The sequence below is a fragment of the bacterium genome (assembly GCA_030649025.1).
Classification (GTDB): domain Bacteria; phylum Patescibacteriota; class Minisyncoccia; order JAUYLV01; family JAUYLV01; genus JAUSGO01.
Genome location: JAUSGO010000032.1, coordinates 1 through 19,060, shown reverse-complemented (window position 1 = coordinate 19,060; position 19,060 = coordinate 1). Strand labels below are relative to the sequence as shown.

16 protein-coding genes and 1 tRNA gene are annotated in these 19,060 nt (G+C 50.5%); 8 read left to right on the top strand and 9 right to left on the bottom strand.

All coding sequences use genetic code 11. The annotated features are described in order from the left end of the window. Positions 1-77: 77 nt before the first annotated feature. Positions 78-2,066 carry an excinuclease ABC subunit UvrB gene (uvrB, locus tag Q7S09_04885; GenBank protein MDO8558489.1) on the bottom strand — a complete coding sequence of 663 codons (1,989 nt, stop codon included), beginning with the start codon at positions 2,064-2,066 and terminating at the stop codon, positions 78-80. A gap of 26 nt (positions 2,067-2,092) precedes the next feature. Here uvrB and ruvA point away from each other — a divergent pair, with 26 nt between their 5' ends. The 3 genes from ruvA to Q7S09_04870 all read left to right on the top strand — a co-directional run bounded on the left by ruvA (position 2,093) and on the right by Q7S09_04870 (position 5,024). Beyond that, complete coding sequence (gene ruvA, locus Q7S09_04880) at positions 2,093-2,677, top strand: Holliday junction branch migration protein RuvA (GenBank protein MDO8558488.1); 585 nt, start codon at positions 2,093-2,095, stop codon at positions 2,675-2,677. A gap of 3 nt (positions 2,678-2,680) precedes the next feature. Beyond that, complete coding sequence (locus Q7S09_04875; protein MDO8558487.1) at positions 2,681-3,637, top strand: peptidoglycan bridge formation glycyltransferase FemA/FemB family protein; 957 nt, start codon at positions 2,681-2,683, stop codon at positions 3,635-3,637. A gap of 67 nt (positions 3,638-3,704) precedes the next feature. Further along, a complete protein-coding gene (locus tag Q7S09_04870) occupies positions 3,705-5,024 on the top strand; it encodes a pitrilysin family protein (GenBank protein ID MDO8558486.1) in 1,320 nt (439 codons plus the stop codon). Positions 5,025-5,113: 89 nt separating this feature from the next. On the opposite strand, the gene Q7S09_04865 is transcribed toward Q7S09_04870, so the two are convergent. Continuing rightward, complete coding sequence (locus Q7S09_04865; protein ID MDO8558485.1) at positions 5,114-6,517, bottom strand: TldD/PmbA family protein; 1,404 nt, start codon at positions 6,515-6,517, stop codon at positions 5,114-5,116. Between the two features lie 4 nt (positions 6,518-6,521). Further along, complete coding sequence (locus tag Q7S09_04860) at positions 6,522-8,087, bottom strand: TldD/PmbA family protein (protein ID MDO8558484.1); 1,566 nt, start codon at positions 8,085-8,087, stop codon at positions 6,522-6,524. 193 nt (positions 8,088-8,280) lie between these two features. Here Q7S09_04860 and Q7S09_04855 point away from each other — a divergent pair, with 193 nt between their 5' ends. Beyond that, entirely contained in the window at positions 8,281-9,720 is a 1,440-nt protein-coding gene (locus tag Q7S09_04855) for an HD domain-containing protein (protein ID MDO8558483.1), read from the top strand. An 18-nt stretch (positions 9,721-9,738) separates the two neighbouring features. Beyond that, positions 9,739-9,809: transfer RNA gene (locus tag Q7S09_04850), tRNA-Pro, on the top strand. A gap of 59 nt (positions 9,810-9,868) precedes the next feature. Here Q7S09_04850 and metK read toward each other — a convergent pair. The 6 genes from metK to Q7S09_04820 all read right to left on the bottom strand — a co-directional run bounded on the left by metK (position 9,869) and on the right by Q7S09_04820 (position 16,445). Further along, a complete protein-coding gene (metK, locus tag Q7S09_04845; protein ID MDO8558482.1) occupies positions 9,869-11,053 on the bottom strand; it encodes a methionine adenosyltransferase in 1,185 nt (394 codons plus the stop codon). A 126-nt stretch (positions 11,054-11,179) separates the two neighbouring features. Then, the gene (locus Q7S09_04840; GenBank protein MDO8558481.1) at positions 11,180-11,590 is read right to left on the bottom strand and encodes a hypothetical protein; all 411 of its coding nucleotides are present in this window, start codon (positions 11,588-11,590) and stop codon (positions 11,180-11,182) included. A gap of 84 nt (positions 11,591-11,674) precedes the next feature. Beyond that, entirely contained in the window at positions 11,675-13,924 is a 2,250-nt protein-coding gene (locus Q7S09_04835) for a polyribonucleotide nucleotidyltransferase (protein ID MDO8558480.1), read from the bottom strand. A gap of 149 nt (positions 13,925-14,073) precedes the next feature. Beyond that, positions 14,074-14,595 (bottom strand): NYN domain-containing protein, encoded by a 522-nt coding sequence (locus tag Q7S09_04830; GenBank protein ID MDO8558479.1) that lies wholly within the window; start codon positions 14,593-14,595, stop codon positions 14,074-14,076. Between the two features lie 86 nt (positions 14,596-14,681). Continuing rightward, positions 14,682-14,948 carry a 30S ribosomal protein S15 gene (gene rpsO, locus Q7S09_04825; GenBank protein ID MDO8558478.1) on the bottom strand — a complete coding sequence of 89 codons (267 nt, stop codon included), beginning with the start codon at positions 14,946-14,948 and terminating at the stop codon, positions 14,682-14,684. A gap of 315 nt (positions 14,949-15,263) precedes the next feature. Then, the gene (locus Q7S09_04820; protein ID MDO8558477.1) at positions 15,264-16,445 is read right to left on the bottom strand and encodes a S41 family peptidase; all 1,182 of its coding nucleotides are present in this window, start codon (positions 16,443-16,445) and stop codon (positions 15,264-15,266) included. 195 nt (positions 16,446-16,640) lie between these two features. On the opposite strand from Q7S09_04820, the gene Q7S09_04815 reads away from it, so the two are divergent. The 3 genes from Q7S09_04815 to Q7S09_04805 all read left to right on the top strand — a co-directional run. Beyond that, on the top strand, positions 16,641-17,762 hold the full coding sequence (locus Q7S09_04815; protein MDO8558476.1) for an AAA family ATPase: 1,122 nt from the start codon (positions 16,641-16,643) through the stop codon (positions 17,760-17,762). A 167-nt stretch (positions 17,763-17,929) separates the two neighbouring features. Next, the gene (locus Q7S09_04810) at positions 17,930-18,739 is read left to right on the top strand and encodes a M48 family metalloprotease (protein MDO8558475.1); all 810 of its coding nucleotides are present in this window, start codon (positions 17,930-17,932) and stop codon (positions 18,737-18,739) included. Positions 18,740-18,868: 129 nt separating this feature from the next. Beyond that, positions 18,869-19,060: site-2 protease family protein (locus Q7S09_04805; protein MDO8558474.1), on the top strand; the 192-nt coding region annotated here is incomplete at its 3' end.

Genomic DNA, 19,060 nt, shown 5'->3' with positions numbered 1-19,060 from the left:
AATCCTCAAGACATCTCCGGTTCACCGAAAACGGTCTGGCCCAAACGGCTTTTTGCCCCAGCAGAATTGACGCGGGGTCATTTTCTTTTTTTTAACGCCGCAATTTGATCTCGAATGACAGCCGCCTTCTCGAACTCAAGCTCTTTGGACGCAAGCCTCATTTCTTTCTCAAGGGTCTTGATGATGTTTTTGAGATCCTTATACCCCTCGCGCTCGAACATCGTCTTCATAAGTTCCTGTAAAGGATCTGTCGCCGCTTTATAGGAAGCGAACTCCCAGTCTTTAATGGCTTTTTGAATGCTGCGTGGGGTAATGCCGTGTGCTTTGTTATAAAGCTCCTGCATTTTTCTGCGGCGTCCGGTCTCACGAATCGCACGTCGCATAGAAACAGTCACGGCATCCGCGAACATGATAACGTGGCCGTTCACATGTCGCGCCGCGCGGCCGATTGTCTGCACAAGCGTCGTCTCGTTCCGCAAAAATCCTTCTTTGTCGGCATCGAGTATCGCCACAAGCGAAACCTCCGGCAGGTCAAGGCCTTCGCGCAATAAATTAATACCTACTACCACATCATACTTTCCCGAGCGAAGGTCCTTCAAAATTTCCGGACGGTCCATTGTTTTTACTTCCGAATGCAGATATTGCACTTTCATATTTCGTTCTTTGAGGTAATCCGTAAGTTCTTCGGCCAGTCTCTTGGTAAGCGTTACCACGAGCACCCGCTCGTGTCTTTTGACGCGCAAGGAGACCTCCTTCATAAGCCGCGGTATCTGTCCCTTTACGGGAACCACTTCGATAGTCGGGTCGAGCAATCCCGTCGGACGTATGAGCTGTTCGGCAACGTGTTTTTTTGATATCTCGAGCTCAAATGCAGCAGGAGTTGCCGATACAAATATTGTTTGTGGTATTTTTTTTTCGAATTCATCGAATTTTAATGGACGGTTGTCGAGCGCCGAGGGCAGACGGAATCCATAATCAATAAGCACTTCCTTTCGTGCCCGGTCTCCGTTATACATACCGCGCACCTGGGGCATGCTCATGTGCGATTCGTCAACGAAAAGTAGCCAGTTCTTTTTATGGGCATGGATAAAAAAATCAAGTAGTGTTGCCGGGGGCCTGCCCGGTTCTCTAAAATCCAGCTGCCGAGAATAATTTTCGATGCCGTTGCAGTACCCCGTCTCACGCATCATCTCGAGATCATATTTCGTGCGCTGTTCCAGCCTTTGCGCCTCAAGCAGCCTGTTGTTCTTTTTAAGAACTGCCAGCCGCTCTTTCAGCTCCGTCTTTATGTTTTCTAGGGCAACATGGAGTTTTTCCTGCGGGGTCACGAAGTGTTTTGCTGGAAATATCATTACGGAAGCCGTCTGCCTTTCGTGTTCATGGGTCCCCGACCTCACGGTGATACGCTCAATAACATTCCTGCTCCACTCCATGCGTACAATCTCCGTACCGGTCATACTGTATACCTCAACAACCTCGCCCTTAACACTATAGGTGCCGAAGATCTGTGCGACATCATTCCTTGTAAATTGCAATCGAGCGAGCTTGCGCAACACGTCTTTCTGCGAAACACGGATACCGACTTCAAGCACAATGCTTGCTTTTTCGTATTCAACGGGCTCCCCGATCCCGTAGATACACGAGACCGATGCGACAACGATAACGTCGTTCCTGGAAAGCAGCGATTGGGTTGTGGCATGCCGCAGTTTATCGATAAGTTCATTTATCTTGGCATCTTTTTCTATATATGTATCCGTGTGTGGAATATAGGCCTCCGGCTGGTAGTAATCATAGTAACTCACAAAATAGTGCACGGAGTTTCCCGGGAAGAATTCCCTAAATTCCTGATAAAGTTGTGCGGCAAGGGTCTTGTTGTGCGATATGATGAGCGTGGGTTTTTTCATCCGCTCAATAACCGATGCCATGGTGAAGGTCTTGCCCGACCCGGTAACACCCAAAAGCGTCTGAAAGGGAACATGGGCCTGCAAATTCTCTGCCAGCTTTTCTATGGCTCCCAATTGGTCTCCCTCGGGCTTGAATTCTGTTCGAAGTTTAAAATCCGGCATAGATTTTCAGCTCGAAATATGGTAACATGCAATTAATGATTGCATCTTTGGAGGGCATTCTTTCGTCAAAAAAAGAAAAGTTCGTGGTGTTGGACATTGCTGGAACGGGCTATAAGATATTTGTTTCAAATGAAACGAATCTCACGTTACCACAAGAAGGGGGCAAAGTCAAACTACACACGTTTCTTTACGTGCGCGAAGACGCTCTGGAGCTATATGGCTTTGCGACCGAAAACGAACAGATGCTTTTTGAACTGCTTAACACGGTCTCCGGCATCGGGCCGAGAGCCGCAATGAATATCTTGGGCGCTTCAAGCCCGCAAAAACTTCAGGAGGCCATCGCGCACGGCGACGAAGGCATTCTTACTGCCGTATCGGGCATCGGCAAAAAACTTGCCGCAAGGGTGATTGCGGAACTCAAGGACAAGATCCGAGAAGTTATACATTATGAAGGCGGAACAAAGAACATCGGGGATTCGGAAGTATTCGATGCGCTTCGCAAGTTCGGCTACGGCGAGCGGCAGATACAGGAAGTTCTGCGGAAATTACCTGCCGACCTGACCAAAATTGAGGAGCGGATACGCTCTGCCTTGAAGATGCTGGGCAAGTAGCTTATGGAGAGTTCGTTTTTGCAAACAAAAGAATGGGCCCAGTTCCAAGAGTCGCTTGGCCGGCGGACTTTTTTTATTTATGGTGAGCCGGGTCGAATCGCCCAGGAGAGCGCGTGGAGCGCGCTGTTAATACGGCACGATCTGCCGCTTGGGAAAAATTATTTATATTGCCCCCGCGGACCGATTATTGGCGAATTACGGATTAAAAAAATCGAAGAATTTTTAAGTAGGGCTGCGCGGATTGCAAAAGAAGAGGGCAGTATATTCTTGCGTTGGGATGTCCCATTTGTAAAAAATTCTCAATTCGAAATTCGTAATTCGCAATTCCTCACCTATCCTATAAAAAGCGTCCAGCCGCAACATACTATTGTCATCGATCTTGCAAAACCTGAGGACGAGATTCTGGCGGAGATGCACGAGAAGACGCGATATAATGTACGTCTTGCCGAGCGTCGCGGAGTTTTAGTAAAACAGGTTCCCGCAGAAAGCGGAATAAAAACTTTCTGGGAGTTGCTGAAACAAACTGCCGAACGCGACGATTTTTCGTCACACCACTCGGCACACTATGAGAAGCTTGCCAAAACCTTCAGCGAATCACAAAACGAGACGCTGTCGCATGTGCGAATGTATGTGGCAGAATATATGGATATGCCGCTTGCCGCAGCACTTATTATGTTCCACGACGGAACGGCAACCTATCTGCATGGCGCATCCTCAAACAAAAATCGCGATGTGATGGCGCCGCACCTTCTCCACTGGTACATCATGCGGGATGCCAAGGGAGAGGGGTGTGACACGTACGATCTTTGGGGTATTGATGATAGGAATCCTCACTGGGCCGGGATCACTCGATTCAAGCGCGGCTTTGGGGGTAATGAATTTTCCTATGCCAACTCGTATGACATTGTTTTTAATAGAACGTGGTATGGCATGTACCGTGTTGCAAAAAAGTTTCTCTAGCGCTACAGTGAGCCTGTAAGATCTTTGACAGCACTGGGAAAACAGAAAAAAGAGAGGGGTGGATGCCATGGAAATGTGTAAAACACTGTACTTCGGGCGCCAACCCATCCGCATCGAAGTAGATACGCTTGAAAAAAGCGGCGTTGTCGTGGCATCTGCCCGCGACAGGACCGCGCGGAAGGTTTCCTTGCGCCTTGGCGTGCGCCATGGATGGGAAACCCGGAAGGGGTCCGGCGTTCGGCACCTTATTGAGCACATGATTTTCAAGGGCTCTAAGTCCGTGAAAAACCGAGAGCTCGTGGAGGCTATCGAGTTCGACGGAGGAAATCTTTGCGCGGAGACCGAGAGAGAGTTCACCGTGTACGAAGTTCTTGCTCCGTCATGGATCTCCGCAAAGAAACATTTTTCGGCTTTTGCGGACGTCTTTCTCAATCCATCCTTTGAAGGGCTCGAAAAGGAGCGCGGTGTGGTAAGAGTTGAAAAAAAGAGTGAATTTATCGATGACCCCCAAGGATATGTCCAGAGCGTTGTTCACGAGCTGCTATTCCCGGATAGCGCCATGGGTCTTCCTATTCACGGGACCCTCGAGAACCTTTCCCGCCTGACGAAGGAAGATCTTGCGAGAGTTCATCAAAAATACTATCGCAATCCCCAGCGCCTCATTATTGCAGGCTCCGGCCTTGTCCGCCACGAAGAACTGATGGAACTTACAAGGCATGTTTTCGGTTCTCTGAGGGGTCCACGTCCGCCGGCTTATCTGGGCCCTGAGTCCGTACGGAAGCTCGGACGGCAGGCACATGGAGTGGAGCGGCAAAAAGAATCATCCCATCTTCTTGTGGGGTTCAACATATCGCCAATCCTTGGATCGCCGAATGATCAGGCGGCATTCCTGCTCCTTGTGTCACTTTTGAGCAACGGAATGTCATCACATCTCCACCAGGCGCTTCGCGAAGAGCGGGGCATCAGCTATACCGTTGAAGCGGCGTGTGAATTTGCAAAAAGCTATGCCCTCGCGCTTTTCGAAGCAGATTGCGATCGCCCGGAAGATCTCGATGAAGCGGAGCGGATCATCCGGAACGAAATCGAGCTGTTACAAAAACGGCGCGTCGCGTCTCGCAAGATCCGCGGGCATCGGCGGCGATTGCGCATCGAGATTCGTGACAACATTGACGACCCGAGCAAGCTTTCCGAAGAGCTGTTCCGACAGGTTTTTTTCGGAAAACCGGAAAAGTTGTATGCCTCATACCATGATCTTCGTCGGGTTACCGCACACGATGTCCAGCGCGTTTCCAAATATCTGGATCTTGCCAATTATGCGGTGGTGCGCATCGAGGGGACAAAACCTCTCGACGCTTCCAGTGCGATACCCTCTGTAACAACGCTCTAGGGACCTCCGAGTCCCTTTTTTATCAAGAAAAACCCGTCAGAATATTCTGACGGGCGTTTTTAAGATTCATTGTAGCGGCGTTATGGGAGCTAGACTTTTCGATCCGCGACACTGACGAATCGAAATCCTTCACTGCGCATTGGCGGTACGATATAGGGCGTCTCATCCGTCTCCATCGAGAGCGTGGGCAATGAGCGACCGAGATGCGTGACGCGGCTCAAGGCTTCGGGCACGCTTTCTTCAAAGCGCAAATGTTCTGTCGGCCCAACCACCTCGCCGTCTTTAACAAGGAATACTCCGTGGAGCGTAGTACCCGTTTCTCTGCCGTCTTGCTGATGCGTGCAACGGATGTAGTGCAGAGTAGTAATCCAGAGGGTTGGGTCTTTGGATTCTCGGATCATCTCCTCGACACTGGAATCTCCTCCCTTGACCACCAAATGTTCCGGCACGGCGCCATAGTAGCGCATGGAAGGGGGTAGGGCGTGCCCGGTTGAGTTTGTTCCGTATTTTTTCGCAAGTGCCGAATCGTAGACAACGTTTCTTGCAATGCCGCCCTCCACCAATGCAAGCTTTTCCGTGGGGTGCCCTTCCCAATCGAAGGGCTTGGGAATGCCATCGGGACTCATAGGGTCATCAAAAATGGTGATGTTTTTACCCATGACCTGGCTTCCAAGCTTTCCGGAAAAGAAGCTGGTCCCGTCGTGAAACTCTTTGCCATTCCAAGAGCCAGAAAATATCGCAAGCAGCCCCGCCCAGCACGACGGCTCCATAATGACATCAAAGCGCCGCGGTTCCGTTTTTCCTTCGAAGGGATCGATGCGCTTGCCGCCGCTTCGGGTAAGATATTCGCGCTGGTAGGAAAGTTTATCGGCGACGTTTTTGGCCAATTCCTCAACAGGAAATTGTGAAAGTGATTTGCCAGCCACCGTGCGAAGCGCGGAAATGGAGTAATCTTTGGGATCAAAGCCGAAGATCTGTAGCGCTGCGCGCGTTGAAATGTAGGATTGGTACGTGCCGATGGAGTTTGCAAACACGATCTCGTCTCTGCCATGCGACACGGAGCCAGCAAAGATGAATCCTTCGGGCGCAAGAACCTCATTGACGCGGCCGATAGTCTCAATGAGGCGTTCATCTTCGAGTTTTGCGGTTTCTTCGTCGTACGTTACTCCGGGCCCCAGCGTAACTTTGGGAAAGGGCCTGTCGGGCACAAAAAGATTCTCCTCCCGAGGAAGATCCTTTGCCAGGAAGAACATGTTTTCTATCTGCTCGTCGAGCGCCTTGAGAGAATCGCATGCGCTGTTCACGCGCTTGCCATCGATAATGCAGCTGAATGAGATGGACATGCCCTCGCCGGCAGTCGGCTGATAGACCTGTCCCTTGCTGATGCGCTTCAGAGAGCTTTCACCTTGCGAAACCAGCACTTCGGAGAATGATGCTCCGCGAAGCTTGGTTCTTTCAAGGACTTTCATGGCTATGTCTTGAATGTTGTCCATAGAGCTAACTCCTTGCCCGCGCGGAGTCCACGCGAATATTCTTAAACCAAGTTGGTGGAGTTGAGTGTCCGGTGGCCATGACCTGCACGGGAGTTCCCTTGCCGCAGCTGCCGATGCCATAAAGCTCCGGCGTGTCTGAAACTGCCACGCAATTGCGGAAAAACTGCTTCAGGTTGTCTCCGCGATACACGGGATTGCGCCGCGGCTCCCAGACAGCCCGTCCGTCGCGCAAGACCTTCTCCCATCCAAGCTCGGTGCCGAACAGGAAATCGCGCCGATACGGATCGATCGACCAGCTGGTGTTGTTCGCAAAACGTATCGTGCCGATCGGCGCCCGGTCCAGCATTTCCTCGTATGACATCTGGCCAGGCAACAAACTGATGTTGTTCATGCGGATCAAAGGAAGTTTGCTGTAGCCTGAGGCGCGCATCGCACCCGATGCTTCGGTGAAGTATTCTCTCCCAATCTCTTTGTTCAGCGACGGTGCACATTCCCGAGAAACCAGAAGACCCTTCCAGATGCCGTTCTCGACAAGTATTGTCCGCTTTGCAGGAACGCCTTCGTCATCGCATGCATAGGTACCGACTCCGCCGGAAGTTAAGCTGTCCGCAACGATGTTCACTGCGTCCGAACCGAACGGAAAGCTGCCGATCTGGCCAAGCACGAGAGAAAATAGCGATCCTCCGGCAAGCGACCACTCGTTATTATCTACCCGATCACCCTCGGCGCCGTGAACTGTTTCATGCGTAGCATGAAGGTTGTTCTGTTCGGGCATCAGAATGATATCGCGCATGCCAGAAGGAGTTTCGGGCGCATCGAGAAACCGGTCCGCTTCTTCGGCAATGCGCGCGGCATGCTTCACAAGATCAAAATCAACAATCGCCTCCCACCCCTGTTGCATCACCACGGGATGTTTTGACGGATAAGAGCAGCTCTGCCTGTCGTCGTCATTCCGACTTCTCTCCGCAAGAGCGTTAATGGACGCGCCTACGCGGGTGAATGTCTGATCCGCAAAAACGCCGTCGGTCGTGGATAAAATTTTTCGGAACCGATAGGCGCTCAAATATCCGCTGCGCTTGAAGACGCGCTTGCCGCCGTCCCGCATGACCCTATCTGCCGCAAGAAGAAGGTTCTTTTTGTCTTCCAGTGAAACGGCAAAAGGATCAATCTTAAACGGGGATTCATAGAAATATTCCTGTCCCCGCTCATCTTCCCGCAAGGGAAGGATCTCGAGAGGACTTTTACGGATCTTTGCATTCGCTCTGGCGCTGGCAAGTGCGCGCGCCACAATGCGTTCGAGATGTTTTTTGTCGAGATCATCGGTAGCAAAAAACCCCCACGCTCCGTCGCAAAGTACACGAACGCCAAAACCGCTCGTTACGCCCGTGCTTACGCTGACCACCCTGCCGTCTTCTTCCCGATCTCCCTCAACAGTGATGTCTTGACTTTTCTCTTCGGGGTGGATCCGGACATCGGCATAGGTTGCGCCTCCCTTGCGCGCGAGCGCAAGTGCGTCTTCGGCGAATAGGCGCCACTCGTTATTTGTATGCGTTTCTTTTGGTAATCCCATACGGCTCCTTTCGAATATAGTTTATATCCTCTTGTAAATGAACATAGTAATAGCCATCATGCTAGCAAAGAGAGACGGTTTGTCAATAGCACAAAACCTCCTATGAAGCATCTGCTTCCTTCGGCGAGATCCGGTGGGCGAAGCAAAAATTAGACAATTGAAAAAATAATATTTTTATGGCAGAATAAGCTTTATGGATATTCCAAAAGAGGTAAAAGATATAATGCAAGCGCTTGAGAAGGCGGGACATGAGACCTATGCCGTTGGTGGTTGCGTACGCGATCTGTTGCGCGGTATCGCACCGAAAGATTGGGATGTTGCGACTTCCGCCAAACCCGAAGAAGTGCAAAAACTTTTTCCGGATAGTTTTTATGAAAATACATTCGGAACGGTTGGTATAAAGACATCGGACGCGGACAAGACGTTTTCCGTAGTTGAAGTGACTACATTCCGCATCGAAGAATCATACTCCGACAAACGACATCCCGATGGGGTTAAATTCACCAAGAATATCGAAGAGGATCTGGCAAGGCGCGATTTTACGATGAACGCAATAGCGCTTGCCTCGCAAGAGACAAAGAAAATTATTGATCCGTACGGGGGACAGGAGGATATTAAGCTTAAACTTATACGTGCGGTGGGAGACCCCGAAAGACGATTTGCGGAAGATGCACTCCGCATGATGCGGGCTGTACGTTTTGCAAGCGAGCTGGGGTTTTCCATCGAGCCATCAACGTTTGAGGCGATAAAGAAGAATTCTGCGTGGTTAAAACGCATTTCGCAAGAGCGTATTCGCGATGAACTCGAAAAACTCATCATGGCCAATGGCGCTCCGGATGGGGTGCGGCTTCTTGAAGGTGCGGGGCTCCTGCCGTATATCATGCCTGAACTGCAGGAGGGCGTTGGCGTAGACCAGAATCTGCACCATATCTACAACGTTTTTGAGCACAATGTCCGAGCGCTTGCCTACGCAGTAAGAAAAAAATACGATTTTGTGGTACGCCTTGCCTCCCTGCTCCATGACGTGGGAAAGCCCCGCTCAAAAAGAGGCGAGGGCCGAAATTCAACGTTTTATGGCCATGACGTTATTGGTGCGCATGCAACGGAAGAACTCTTAAAGCGCCTCCGTTTCCCACAAAAAACTATAGAGAAAGTTGCGTTGCTCGTGCGTTACCACCTTTTCTACTATAACGTCGGGGAAGTGACCGAGTCGTCTGTTCGTAGACTTCTGAAAAATGTCGGTCCAGAAAATATTGAGGATTTGGTAAGAGTGCGTGAAGCCGATCGCATCGGCTCCGGCGTGCCCAAAGCCGTACCCTATAAATTGCGCCACTTCCAGTTTATGGTCGAAAAAGTGTCAAAGGACCCGATCTCAACATCCATGCTGGCCATAGACGGGAATGATGTAATGCGCATTTTAGAGAGCGGACCGGGTCCGAAAGTGGGCTTGGTGCTTAATGCCCTGCTTGGCGAAGTACTTGAGGATCCAAAAAAAAATACCGTCGAATATCTCACCGGGCGCACAAAAGAATTTGGTAGCCGCGCCGCAGAAGATCTGAAAAAATATCTGGAGATGAAGGAGAAAAAGATTCAAGAAGAGGAGGAGATAATGAAGAAAAAATATTACGTATAATATCGGGCCATAGTGTAACGGGCTGTCGTATACCGGTAGTACGCATCCTTTGGGAGGATGATGACTGGGTTCAATTCCCAGCAGCCCGACTTCCTGAAATCAAATCACCGTCGCTATTCGACGGTGATTTGATTTAAATACGCGATATTCAACGATGCGCCCCTGCAAACTTTTTAAGCAGAGCCGCCTTATCCGTTTTTTCCCATGGAACATCAAGGTCAATTCTTCCAAAGTGTCCGTAGGCGGCAACCTGCCGATAGATGGGTCTGCGCAGTCTAAGATTTTTAATAATCATGCCCGGACGCAGGTCAAAGACCTTAAGCGCGATCTTCTGCAGTTCATGATCCGGCAACACGCCCGTGTTATGGGTATTGATATTCACCGCAAGGGGATGCGCTACGCCGATGGCATAACTTACCTGCACCTCAACCCTTGACCCAAGGCCGGCAGCCACGATGTTTTTTGCCACGTAGCGCGCGGCATAGGAAGCAGAACGGTCAACTTTTGTCGGGTCTTTCCCGGAAAACGCTCCACCGCCATGCGAGCCAACACCTCCGTAGGTGTCCACAATAATCTTGCGTCCCGTAAGTCCCGTATCTCCGTGCGGCCCGCCGATGACAAATCTTCCTGTCGGGTTCACTAATATCCGGGTTCTTTTAAGAAGTTCTTTGGGAACGATTTTTCGGATAACATGCCGCTCAATATCTCCCGCCAGACGTTTTTGGGTAACGCTCGGATCATGCTGGGCGGATACGAGCAGGGTGTGTGCTCGCAGAGGAGTGCCGTCTTCATATTCAATGGTGACCTGTGACTTTCCGTCCGGCCGCAGATATTTCAAAATACCGCGCTTTCTCACCTCGGCAAGCCTCCTTGTCAGATGGTGCGCAAGAACTATAGGGAGGGGCATTAATTCTTTTGTCTCGTCCGTTGCATAGCCGTACATGATGCCTTGATCCCCCGCGCCAACCGTCTCCGGCTTTTCCCTGTGATAGGTGCCAACGCCCATAGCGATGTCGGGAGATTGCTCCTGAATAGATACCTGAATGCCGCAGGTTTCCGCATCGAATCCGAACGAGGAATCAGTATACCCTATATCTTTTACGATTCTTCGGACTATAGAAGGCACATCGACGTATGCCGATGTAGTCACTTCTCCGGCAACCACCACGAGCCCCGTGGTAAGCAAAGCCTCTACCGCAACCCGTCCGTAAGGATCCTGTCGCAACACCTCATCCAAAATAGCGTCCGAAATCTGGTCGGCCATCTTGTCCGGATGTCCCTCGGTTACGGATTCCGATGTAAGAAGTTGTGTGCCGCTAGAGAGATTGAACATATAAAATATTATTAGAAATAGCGAACTCAAACACATTGTAGACCATTCGCAAAAGAATGCAAAGTATACCAAGCGCCGATCTTGGACAAAGCAATAAAAAAAACCGGCAACCTTTTTGCGCCGGTTCTAAGCAAGCACGATGTAAGTTCTCTTTTTAAAATTTCTCGTAAAATGGACGGCGCGTCCTTGCCGGGGTGTAATTCTCAATCCCTCAACCACAAACGCATACTGGCCCGGGCCGACGGGACATTCCGGGTCGACCTCTCCTTCCAAGCGGCTCCGTAGGAGAACGGCTCCCCTACACTCTTTGGGTAAAGAGACGGGATGGTTCGCTCGGAGGTCAAATGCGGCTTTTTTGCCGAACACCGCGATATCCACATCATGGAGATCCGAACATGTTCCGACTCCGACGCTTACCCCCAGGAGCGAAAGCTCTTCTCCATCAAGATAACGCCTTTGTCCTTCGGAAATTTTTAATGAACAATCCTCAAACACCGCTTCAATTGCCCGGCGCTGAAATTGCAGAATAAGCCCCATCGAACACCTCCTCACGATTGCAAAAAATCCATCTCATTTTTTGAATGGGTATTGTAGCACATGTGCCAAGATTTTGCACCACTCTTAGCGCCCCCTGCCCCCCGGATGCCCTCCTGGCGGTCGGCGATGGGGACCTCCGCGCTCTTCATGCGGTGCGTAAAAACCACTTCCCCGTGAGCTCGAAGAATTGGTTGAACCTTCCGGCGCTTTGGGATGCTCTTGCCCCAGCATAGTGCGAGCAATCTTGAGCGAAAGATTGACGCGGCCGAGGTCGTCTATCTCTTTTACATACACCGGAATGATGTCACCGACTTTTACCACATCTTCAACGTGTTCCACTCTCCAGGGAGCCATCTCCGAAATATGCACCAATCCCTCCTGATTGGGCAGCACCTCCACGAACGCACCGAAATCCATGAGCCGCGTGACCTTGCCCTGTTCGAAAAGCTCTCCCACCTTCACTTCCCGCGTCAGCTGTAATATCCAGTCTATTGCTTTTTTCGATGCCTGCTGGTCAACCGCGGTGACAAAGACCGACCCGTCGTCCTCAATATCGATCTGTACGCCGGTTTCGGCGATGATCTTGTTTATGACCTTGCCCCCCGGTCCGATGACGTCTCGGATTTTTTCAGGATTGATGTGAATCGTCACTATGCGGGGTGCATACGGAGAAAGATCCTCGCGAGGCTTGTCAATGACCTTTTTCATTCCCTCCAGAATATGCAATCGCGCCTCGCGCGCCTGTGCGAAAGCTTTCTCAAGCATCTGGATAGTTACGCCTTCAATTTTCACATCCATCTGCAATGCCGTAATGCCCTCATCGGTTCCGGCAACCTTGAAATCCATATCGCCATGGTGGTCTTCCGGCCCCTGGATATCGGTAAGTACTTTGTATGCGCCGTTCTCTCCGGTCATAAGTCCCATGGCAATGCCTGCCGCCGGTTTTGTAATAGGAACCCCGCCGTCCATAAGCGCAAGGCTTGCCGCCGACACCGATGCCATGGAGGAGGATCCGTTTGATGAAAGGATTTCCGACACGACCCGAATGGTGTACGGGAACGTCTCCCGCGGCGGAAGCAGAGAGGCAACGGCACGCTCTGCCAAAGCCCCATGACCGATATCGCGCCGCGAAGGACCGCGCATCGGCTTTACTTCGCCAACGGAAAAAGGAGGGAAGTTATAATGAAATATGAAATGTTTCTTGAACTCCTGCGCTTCTTCTATATTCTCAATGATCTGCTCGTCCCCGGGAGCTCCCAGAGTTAAGACGCCCAGCGCCTGAGTATTTCCGCGGTTGAAAAGACTTGAGCCGTGCGTGCGCAAAAGTACGCCAACCTCGCACGACACGTCGCGAACTTCGTCCATGCGCCTGCCATCCGGACGCTTTTCATTTTTGAGAACTTCTTCATGCACGATGCGGGATATCTCCTCCTCGAAAAGAAAATCCGCCTGTCCTTTTTTTGAACTATCTTCGGGCCATTTTGTCCCCACTTCGAGAATATAGGCTTCTTTAAGCGTATGAAGTTTTTCTGCCATGATGCTCTTGTCGTGCTGGAAAATCGCCTCTCTAAGCTTTCCTTTGGTATAATCTCTGGTGAATTCCACCAGGTCTTCTGCGAATTCTGGAATTTCAACCGCGGCCTTTTTTGGATTTATTTCCGCAACGATCTTTTCCTGGAACGCAATAATGTCCTTAAGTTCTTGCTGGCAAGTTTCGAGCGCCTCAACAAGTTTCTTTTCGGGAATCTCGCAGGCCCCGGCCTCTATCATATTGATGCGGTCTTTGGTTCCCGCGACCACCGCATCAAGCGTAGTCTTTTTACGCTGGGGATAAGACGGATTGAAAACAAAGCTGCCATCGGAAATTCCCACGCGGACGGCGCCCAGAGGTCCCGACCAGGGAATGTCCGAGGTGGCAAGCGCCAAAGATGCGCCGAGTATCCCCAAAACATCCGGATCATTCTCCCCGTCTATGGAAAGCACGGTGATAACGATCTGCACTTCATTGCGCATGCGCTGGTTAAACAGGGGCCTTACCGTGCGGTCGATAAGTCTGCCGGTAAGCACCGCCTCATCCGTTGCCTTCCCTTCGCGCTTCACGAATCGCGAACCCTTTATCTTCCCGGCCGCGTAAAGCTTCTCCTCGAATTCCACCATGAGCGGAAAAAAATCACCCCCGCCTTGTCTGGGGTGTCGTGACATAACGGCAGTCGCAAGCACCGTTGTGCCGCCGTACGTAAGGGTTACGGAGCCGTTTGCCTGGCTTGCCATGCGTCCTCGTTCCACCGAAAGTTCCTTTCCGGCAAACGTATGTTTCCATTTCTGCACTGCCATACTTTACGTATCCGCGCTCCTTCGCCCTGCTTCGCAGATTTTAGACTACCAATGATAGTCTACCTATCTGCGGCCCAGCGCGTTCGGCACGAGGATAATTTAATGGATCTGGTCTCTATTTTTAATCATGTAGCAAATCCCCCAGAAAGTTACCTTATCTTTGTTGAACGGATGAGGAATTTTCGCTGATCTTCTCCCAAGTCCGTAAAATCATCGGTGGCCTCCCGTAATTTTCCCGAAGCGCTCTTGCCGAATGCCATCACTTCAACTTGCACGCCGCGGTTGTTTTGTAAATATTCGATGAGAGGAATAAAGTCTCCATCTCCCGTAACAAGCACCACGGCATCCAAAGACCCGGCAAGCTTCACCGCATCCATGGCCATGCCCACGTCCCAGTCCGCTTTTTTCATACCGCCGGCGAAGATCTGCAGGTCCTTTACCTTCATTTCGTATCCTGCTTTCGTAAGCGCCTCAAAAAACGCGGACTCCTCTCCCGTTTCGGTTTTAATGACATAAGCAATGGCACGAATAAGCTTTCGCCCGCCCACCGCCTCATCTAAAATCACTTTGAAATTCGCGCGAGCCTTGTAGATGTTCTTTGCGGAATGATACATGTTCTGCACATCCACGAACACTCCTACGCGCTGCTCTTTTTGTTTTATGGCTGACAAATTTTAAATTACTCAATTGCGTATTGCGGATTGCGGATTGAAATTCTTTCAAGAAAATTCGCAATGCGTAATTCGCAATTCGTCAATTACCTTTTTAATTTCAATTTCTTAATAATGCTGGCGTAACGCTTCGCATCTTCTTTTCCCAGATAATCAAGGAGCTTCCGGCGCTTGGACACCATCTTCAAAAGTCCGCGTCGCGAATGATTGTCCTTTTTGTGTTCTTTCAAGTGCTCTGCGAGCTGTTCTATTTTCTCGGAAAATAGCGCAATCTGAACCTCGGAAGAACCGGTGTCCTTTTCATGCACTTTATATTTCTCTATGATCTTCTTTTTTTCCTTAGGGTCTAACATATACGCTTCCCGTTAGCAGCGCGTCGCTTCATTTGATTTGAAATGGAGCGTGCCACACAGGGGAACTTTAGAAATAACGGTGATACTATACCATGGGCTTTATGGGGGTGCAAGCCCGCCTAAATTTTGCTACACAAAACTTTGGCGGGCAAGTCTGCCAAGACTGCTTAAACAGGGAAACTTTGAGCCATAACTTCCAAGGTTATTCTTTGCTGGTCCCGGTATATACATGAAATGTAAAAAACACCCTCTAAAAAGAGGGTGTTCCGTCTATTTTCCCATGAAAAAGGGGCGATATGGTTCAAGCTTTCTGTCCTATCTCCCCGTCGTAAGATATTCAAGCGCGCGCTCCATTTGCGCATCGTGACTAGCGTCTTTGCCCGCATCATCCGATTCATTCTTAACCTCAATGTCCGGCTTTATTCCTTTGCCATGGATTTCGCGCCCCGAAGGCGTATACCAGCGCGCGACGGTAAGGATTAAAGAGGAGCCGTCGGGGTAAGCGATGTGCGCTTGCGCCACGCCCTTGCCAAAAGTGGTAGTCCCAACAACCGTGGCAGCACCCCAATCCTGAAGAGCTCCGGCAAGTATCTCCGATGCCGAAGCGGAGCTTCCGCTCACCAGCACTACCGTTTTTTTCCCGAAAAGCTTTCCGCCGCTTTCCGAAAAATACTCCCTGATACCATCTTTCTCTTTCATGGCCGTTACAAGCTTCTTCTTGTCCGTCCAAGCGCTTGTAATGGCCACGCAGACGCCAACACTCCCGCCGGGATTTTTGCGCAGATCAATGATAAACGATGTGGCGCCCCTTGAAAGAAAATCCTTCACAACGGCATAGAATTCTTTTTCGGTATCGGTCCCGAATTCGGGAACGATAATGATTCCGGTCTTGCCCACAAGGCGCGACGAGACATGAAGCTCGGCAATGATGCGCTCTTCCCGCTTGATCTTGAAAACCATAGGGTCGGAGACCTTTTCGCGAAGGACCGTCAGAGACACGGTTTCTCCCGCACTGCCGCGAATATGCATGACCGATTCGGTGAGAGAATACTCGCTTACCGGAACGTCGTCGATTGCTACAATCCTGTCGCCGACGTGAAGACCCCCTTTCTCCGCGGAAGAGTCCTTTGCCAGATCAATGATGCGTATTGAGGAGGCGTCTTCCTGTTTTAGTGTAGCGCCAATGCCCGCATAAGAACCGGAGTCCTGGTCATTTATGAATTCGGTTTCCTCGGGGGTAAGAAAAACGGAATACGGGTCGCCCAAGGACCGTACAAGTCCCTTGAGTGCGCCGTAGGCGAGCTGCTTCGCCGAGGGAGTTTTTGTACCGACCCCGACGTATGTAGTATCGATGGTCTGGCGGATTGTTGTGTAGTACGAGAAAAAATAAGAATCCTGCCCGGTCGTCCTGATTGCTTGTGCGATTTGTACATATACGCCAAACAGCAGCGCTCCCATAATAACGCCAATTCCGTATCTGTAAATCTTGTCTCGCATAATGCCTCCTTTTGCGGATTTTCCGAGGGGTGGATTTGTAAAGATCTGGTGAGCCAACCGTACTGCCGCAGCCCCGAACTGTCAAACTCCGCCGCGCGAAACGCCGCATAAGACATATTGCAAACTCAAACATTTTATGTTATGATGGGCTGCTGAAGTTCTTTTACACAAAGTCTTAAAAAAACGAGGTGCACGATGGCAAAACGAATTTGTGAGATTGCGGTTACGGGTCCCGCGGGGTCCGGAAAGAGCGTGTTGCTGGAACGCGTGGTGCAAAATCCACAAATACCCGGTTGGAGAATTCTACGCTCTTCGGAAATTGCAACACCCGTTATCATGGGCGGTCTTAAAGACATTATGGAACTTGCCCAGAGCAATCCGGCGGCGTTCTACCAGATACAGCGAGCGATTTTCGTTCTGCAGGTTTCCTGGCGCAAGGAGCTCATCGAAATTGCCCGTCATGCGCCGGAGGCAAACTGTCTCATCCTGCACGACCGCGGATTCATGGACCAGCTCCTCTATATAACACCGGCCGAGTTTCGCCGCATACGCCTTGAAGCGGGCAAAACGCTCTATGACACAAGAGACAGCTATGATGCGGTGCTCTTTTTGCGAAGTGCGGCCTCGGCAGGCAAAGAGCTCTACACACAGGAAAATAATCCGGCGCGGCGCGAAAGTGCCGAAGATTCTCTCGCGCAAGAAAGGCCGCTGCTTGCGGCATGGACGGGTCACCCGCACCTGCACATCATTCCCAGCTATCCGAGCCTTGAAAAAAAACTTGACCGATTCCGCGATGCCATAGCGCACGTTCTCTCCGAGACGGAAATCGAGCGGAAATTCTCGGTCAAGCCCGATCCGGCAATACTGTCGGGCGCCGCTTTCCAGGATTCGGTCGCATCCGATATCGAACAGCGGTATCTTAAAAAGGACGCGGACGATAACCGACCCCGCATTCGCAAAGAGTGGCAGGACGACTCTATATCATGTCGCCGCACGCACAAAAAACGCGTTAACAAAACCTCCACGCTGGAAAGAATCGAAATAGAATATTCTATCTCGCCGGAGACATATGAACACCTTGCCACCTTCCAGGAAGCAGACACGCTTGCCATCCGGAAGAAACGTCATTACTTTGTTTTCGGTAATCAGTATTTCTCGCTCGACGTCTTCCTTGAACCCAAAAAACCGTTTTGGCTTCTGGAGGTGGAACTGATGTGTAAGGACGACCCGGTCGAACTCCCGCCATTTCTGAAGATTGAGAAAGAGGTGACGGAAGACTCGGCCTATTCCAATCGTGAAATCTCCAGCAAGAAATAAACGCCCTCTGCCTGTTAGTCGAATATCCCCCGCATCCCGCGGGGTTTTTTATTTGCCGAGCAGGACATCTCTATTTTCCGCTTACAACCCCACACACAAACTGGACTCAATACAGATTTTGTAGTACAATACATTGTTCTTTGTAATTTCAACTGGAGGTAATAATAATGCAAAAAAGGGGAGTTCTCTTGGCTCTCGGCATTTATGTATTTGCATTTCTGGCGTTGCTGGTGGCGGTCGGTGCATTAATCAGTATTGATAACCAGACGCGTCACTTTATGGAGGAGATTAAAAAAGTCAACCTCCTTCCGGAGACTGATGCGCCCATGGATCTCGGCAGGGTTATCGATCTGAAGACGGAGCCGATCGTGAATCATCGGGACACAACAGATTATTTGCAGGAAATTTTTGCCTTATTGAGTCAAAAAAGCTCGATCGGCACGGACTCTCACCATTTTCGCCTCACGGTGGCGGGAAAACAGCAAGAGGGCCGGGCTTTCTCTCTGCCTGACGGCACTATCGTAGTTGGCACAGCAGAACTTCTCGAGGCAAGAACAGAAGCCGAAATTGCCTTCATCTTTGGGCATGAAGCAGGACATATTATTCATCGAGATTTTGCCGTCTCCGCTGCGCGCCGGAAGAAAATGCTAAAAATGAGAGATGAAGTGCAATCGCAGAATTTCTTTACTCGCCTTGCATTTGAGCGAGCCGCCGACACAGTTTTTTTAAGTGGATACCTGCAATCGCAGGTGGATGCGGACCGATTTGCATTGGAGGTGATGGGATCTGCCGGATATGATGGATCAGCGGTCCTGGGCGTGATACAGGAAGCGGGTCAACTTTCGAAGAACCGAAGCGATCTGCTGCGGGAAAAATTTCAAAAAGAAAAAAGTGGGAGGCAATTTATTCTTAAGGCACCGGATGACTTTCGTTCCTGGCAACAAGCGCTGCGTGAATTTTTGAAGCATCAACCATAATCGCGAGAACCAACTCGCGGTTTTTTATGTGACCGCGATGTTGCCCTCCGCTGCTGGAAATACACGAGCAGGTTGACGCAAAGCCTATAATCCGTTAGAGTCTAATCTTACCTTTACAATCACATACATTTGGAGGAACTCATGATCACCGTGCTCGGCTTTCTGGTTGTTATCGGCATATGTGTTTTCGTACACGAATTTGGACACTTTATCATCGCAAAACTTTTTGGTTTCCGGGTAAACGTTTTTTCCATCGGCTTCGGCAAAAGAATTCTTGGCGTACGCTTTGGCCAGACCGATTACCGGATATCGCTCCTGCCG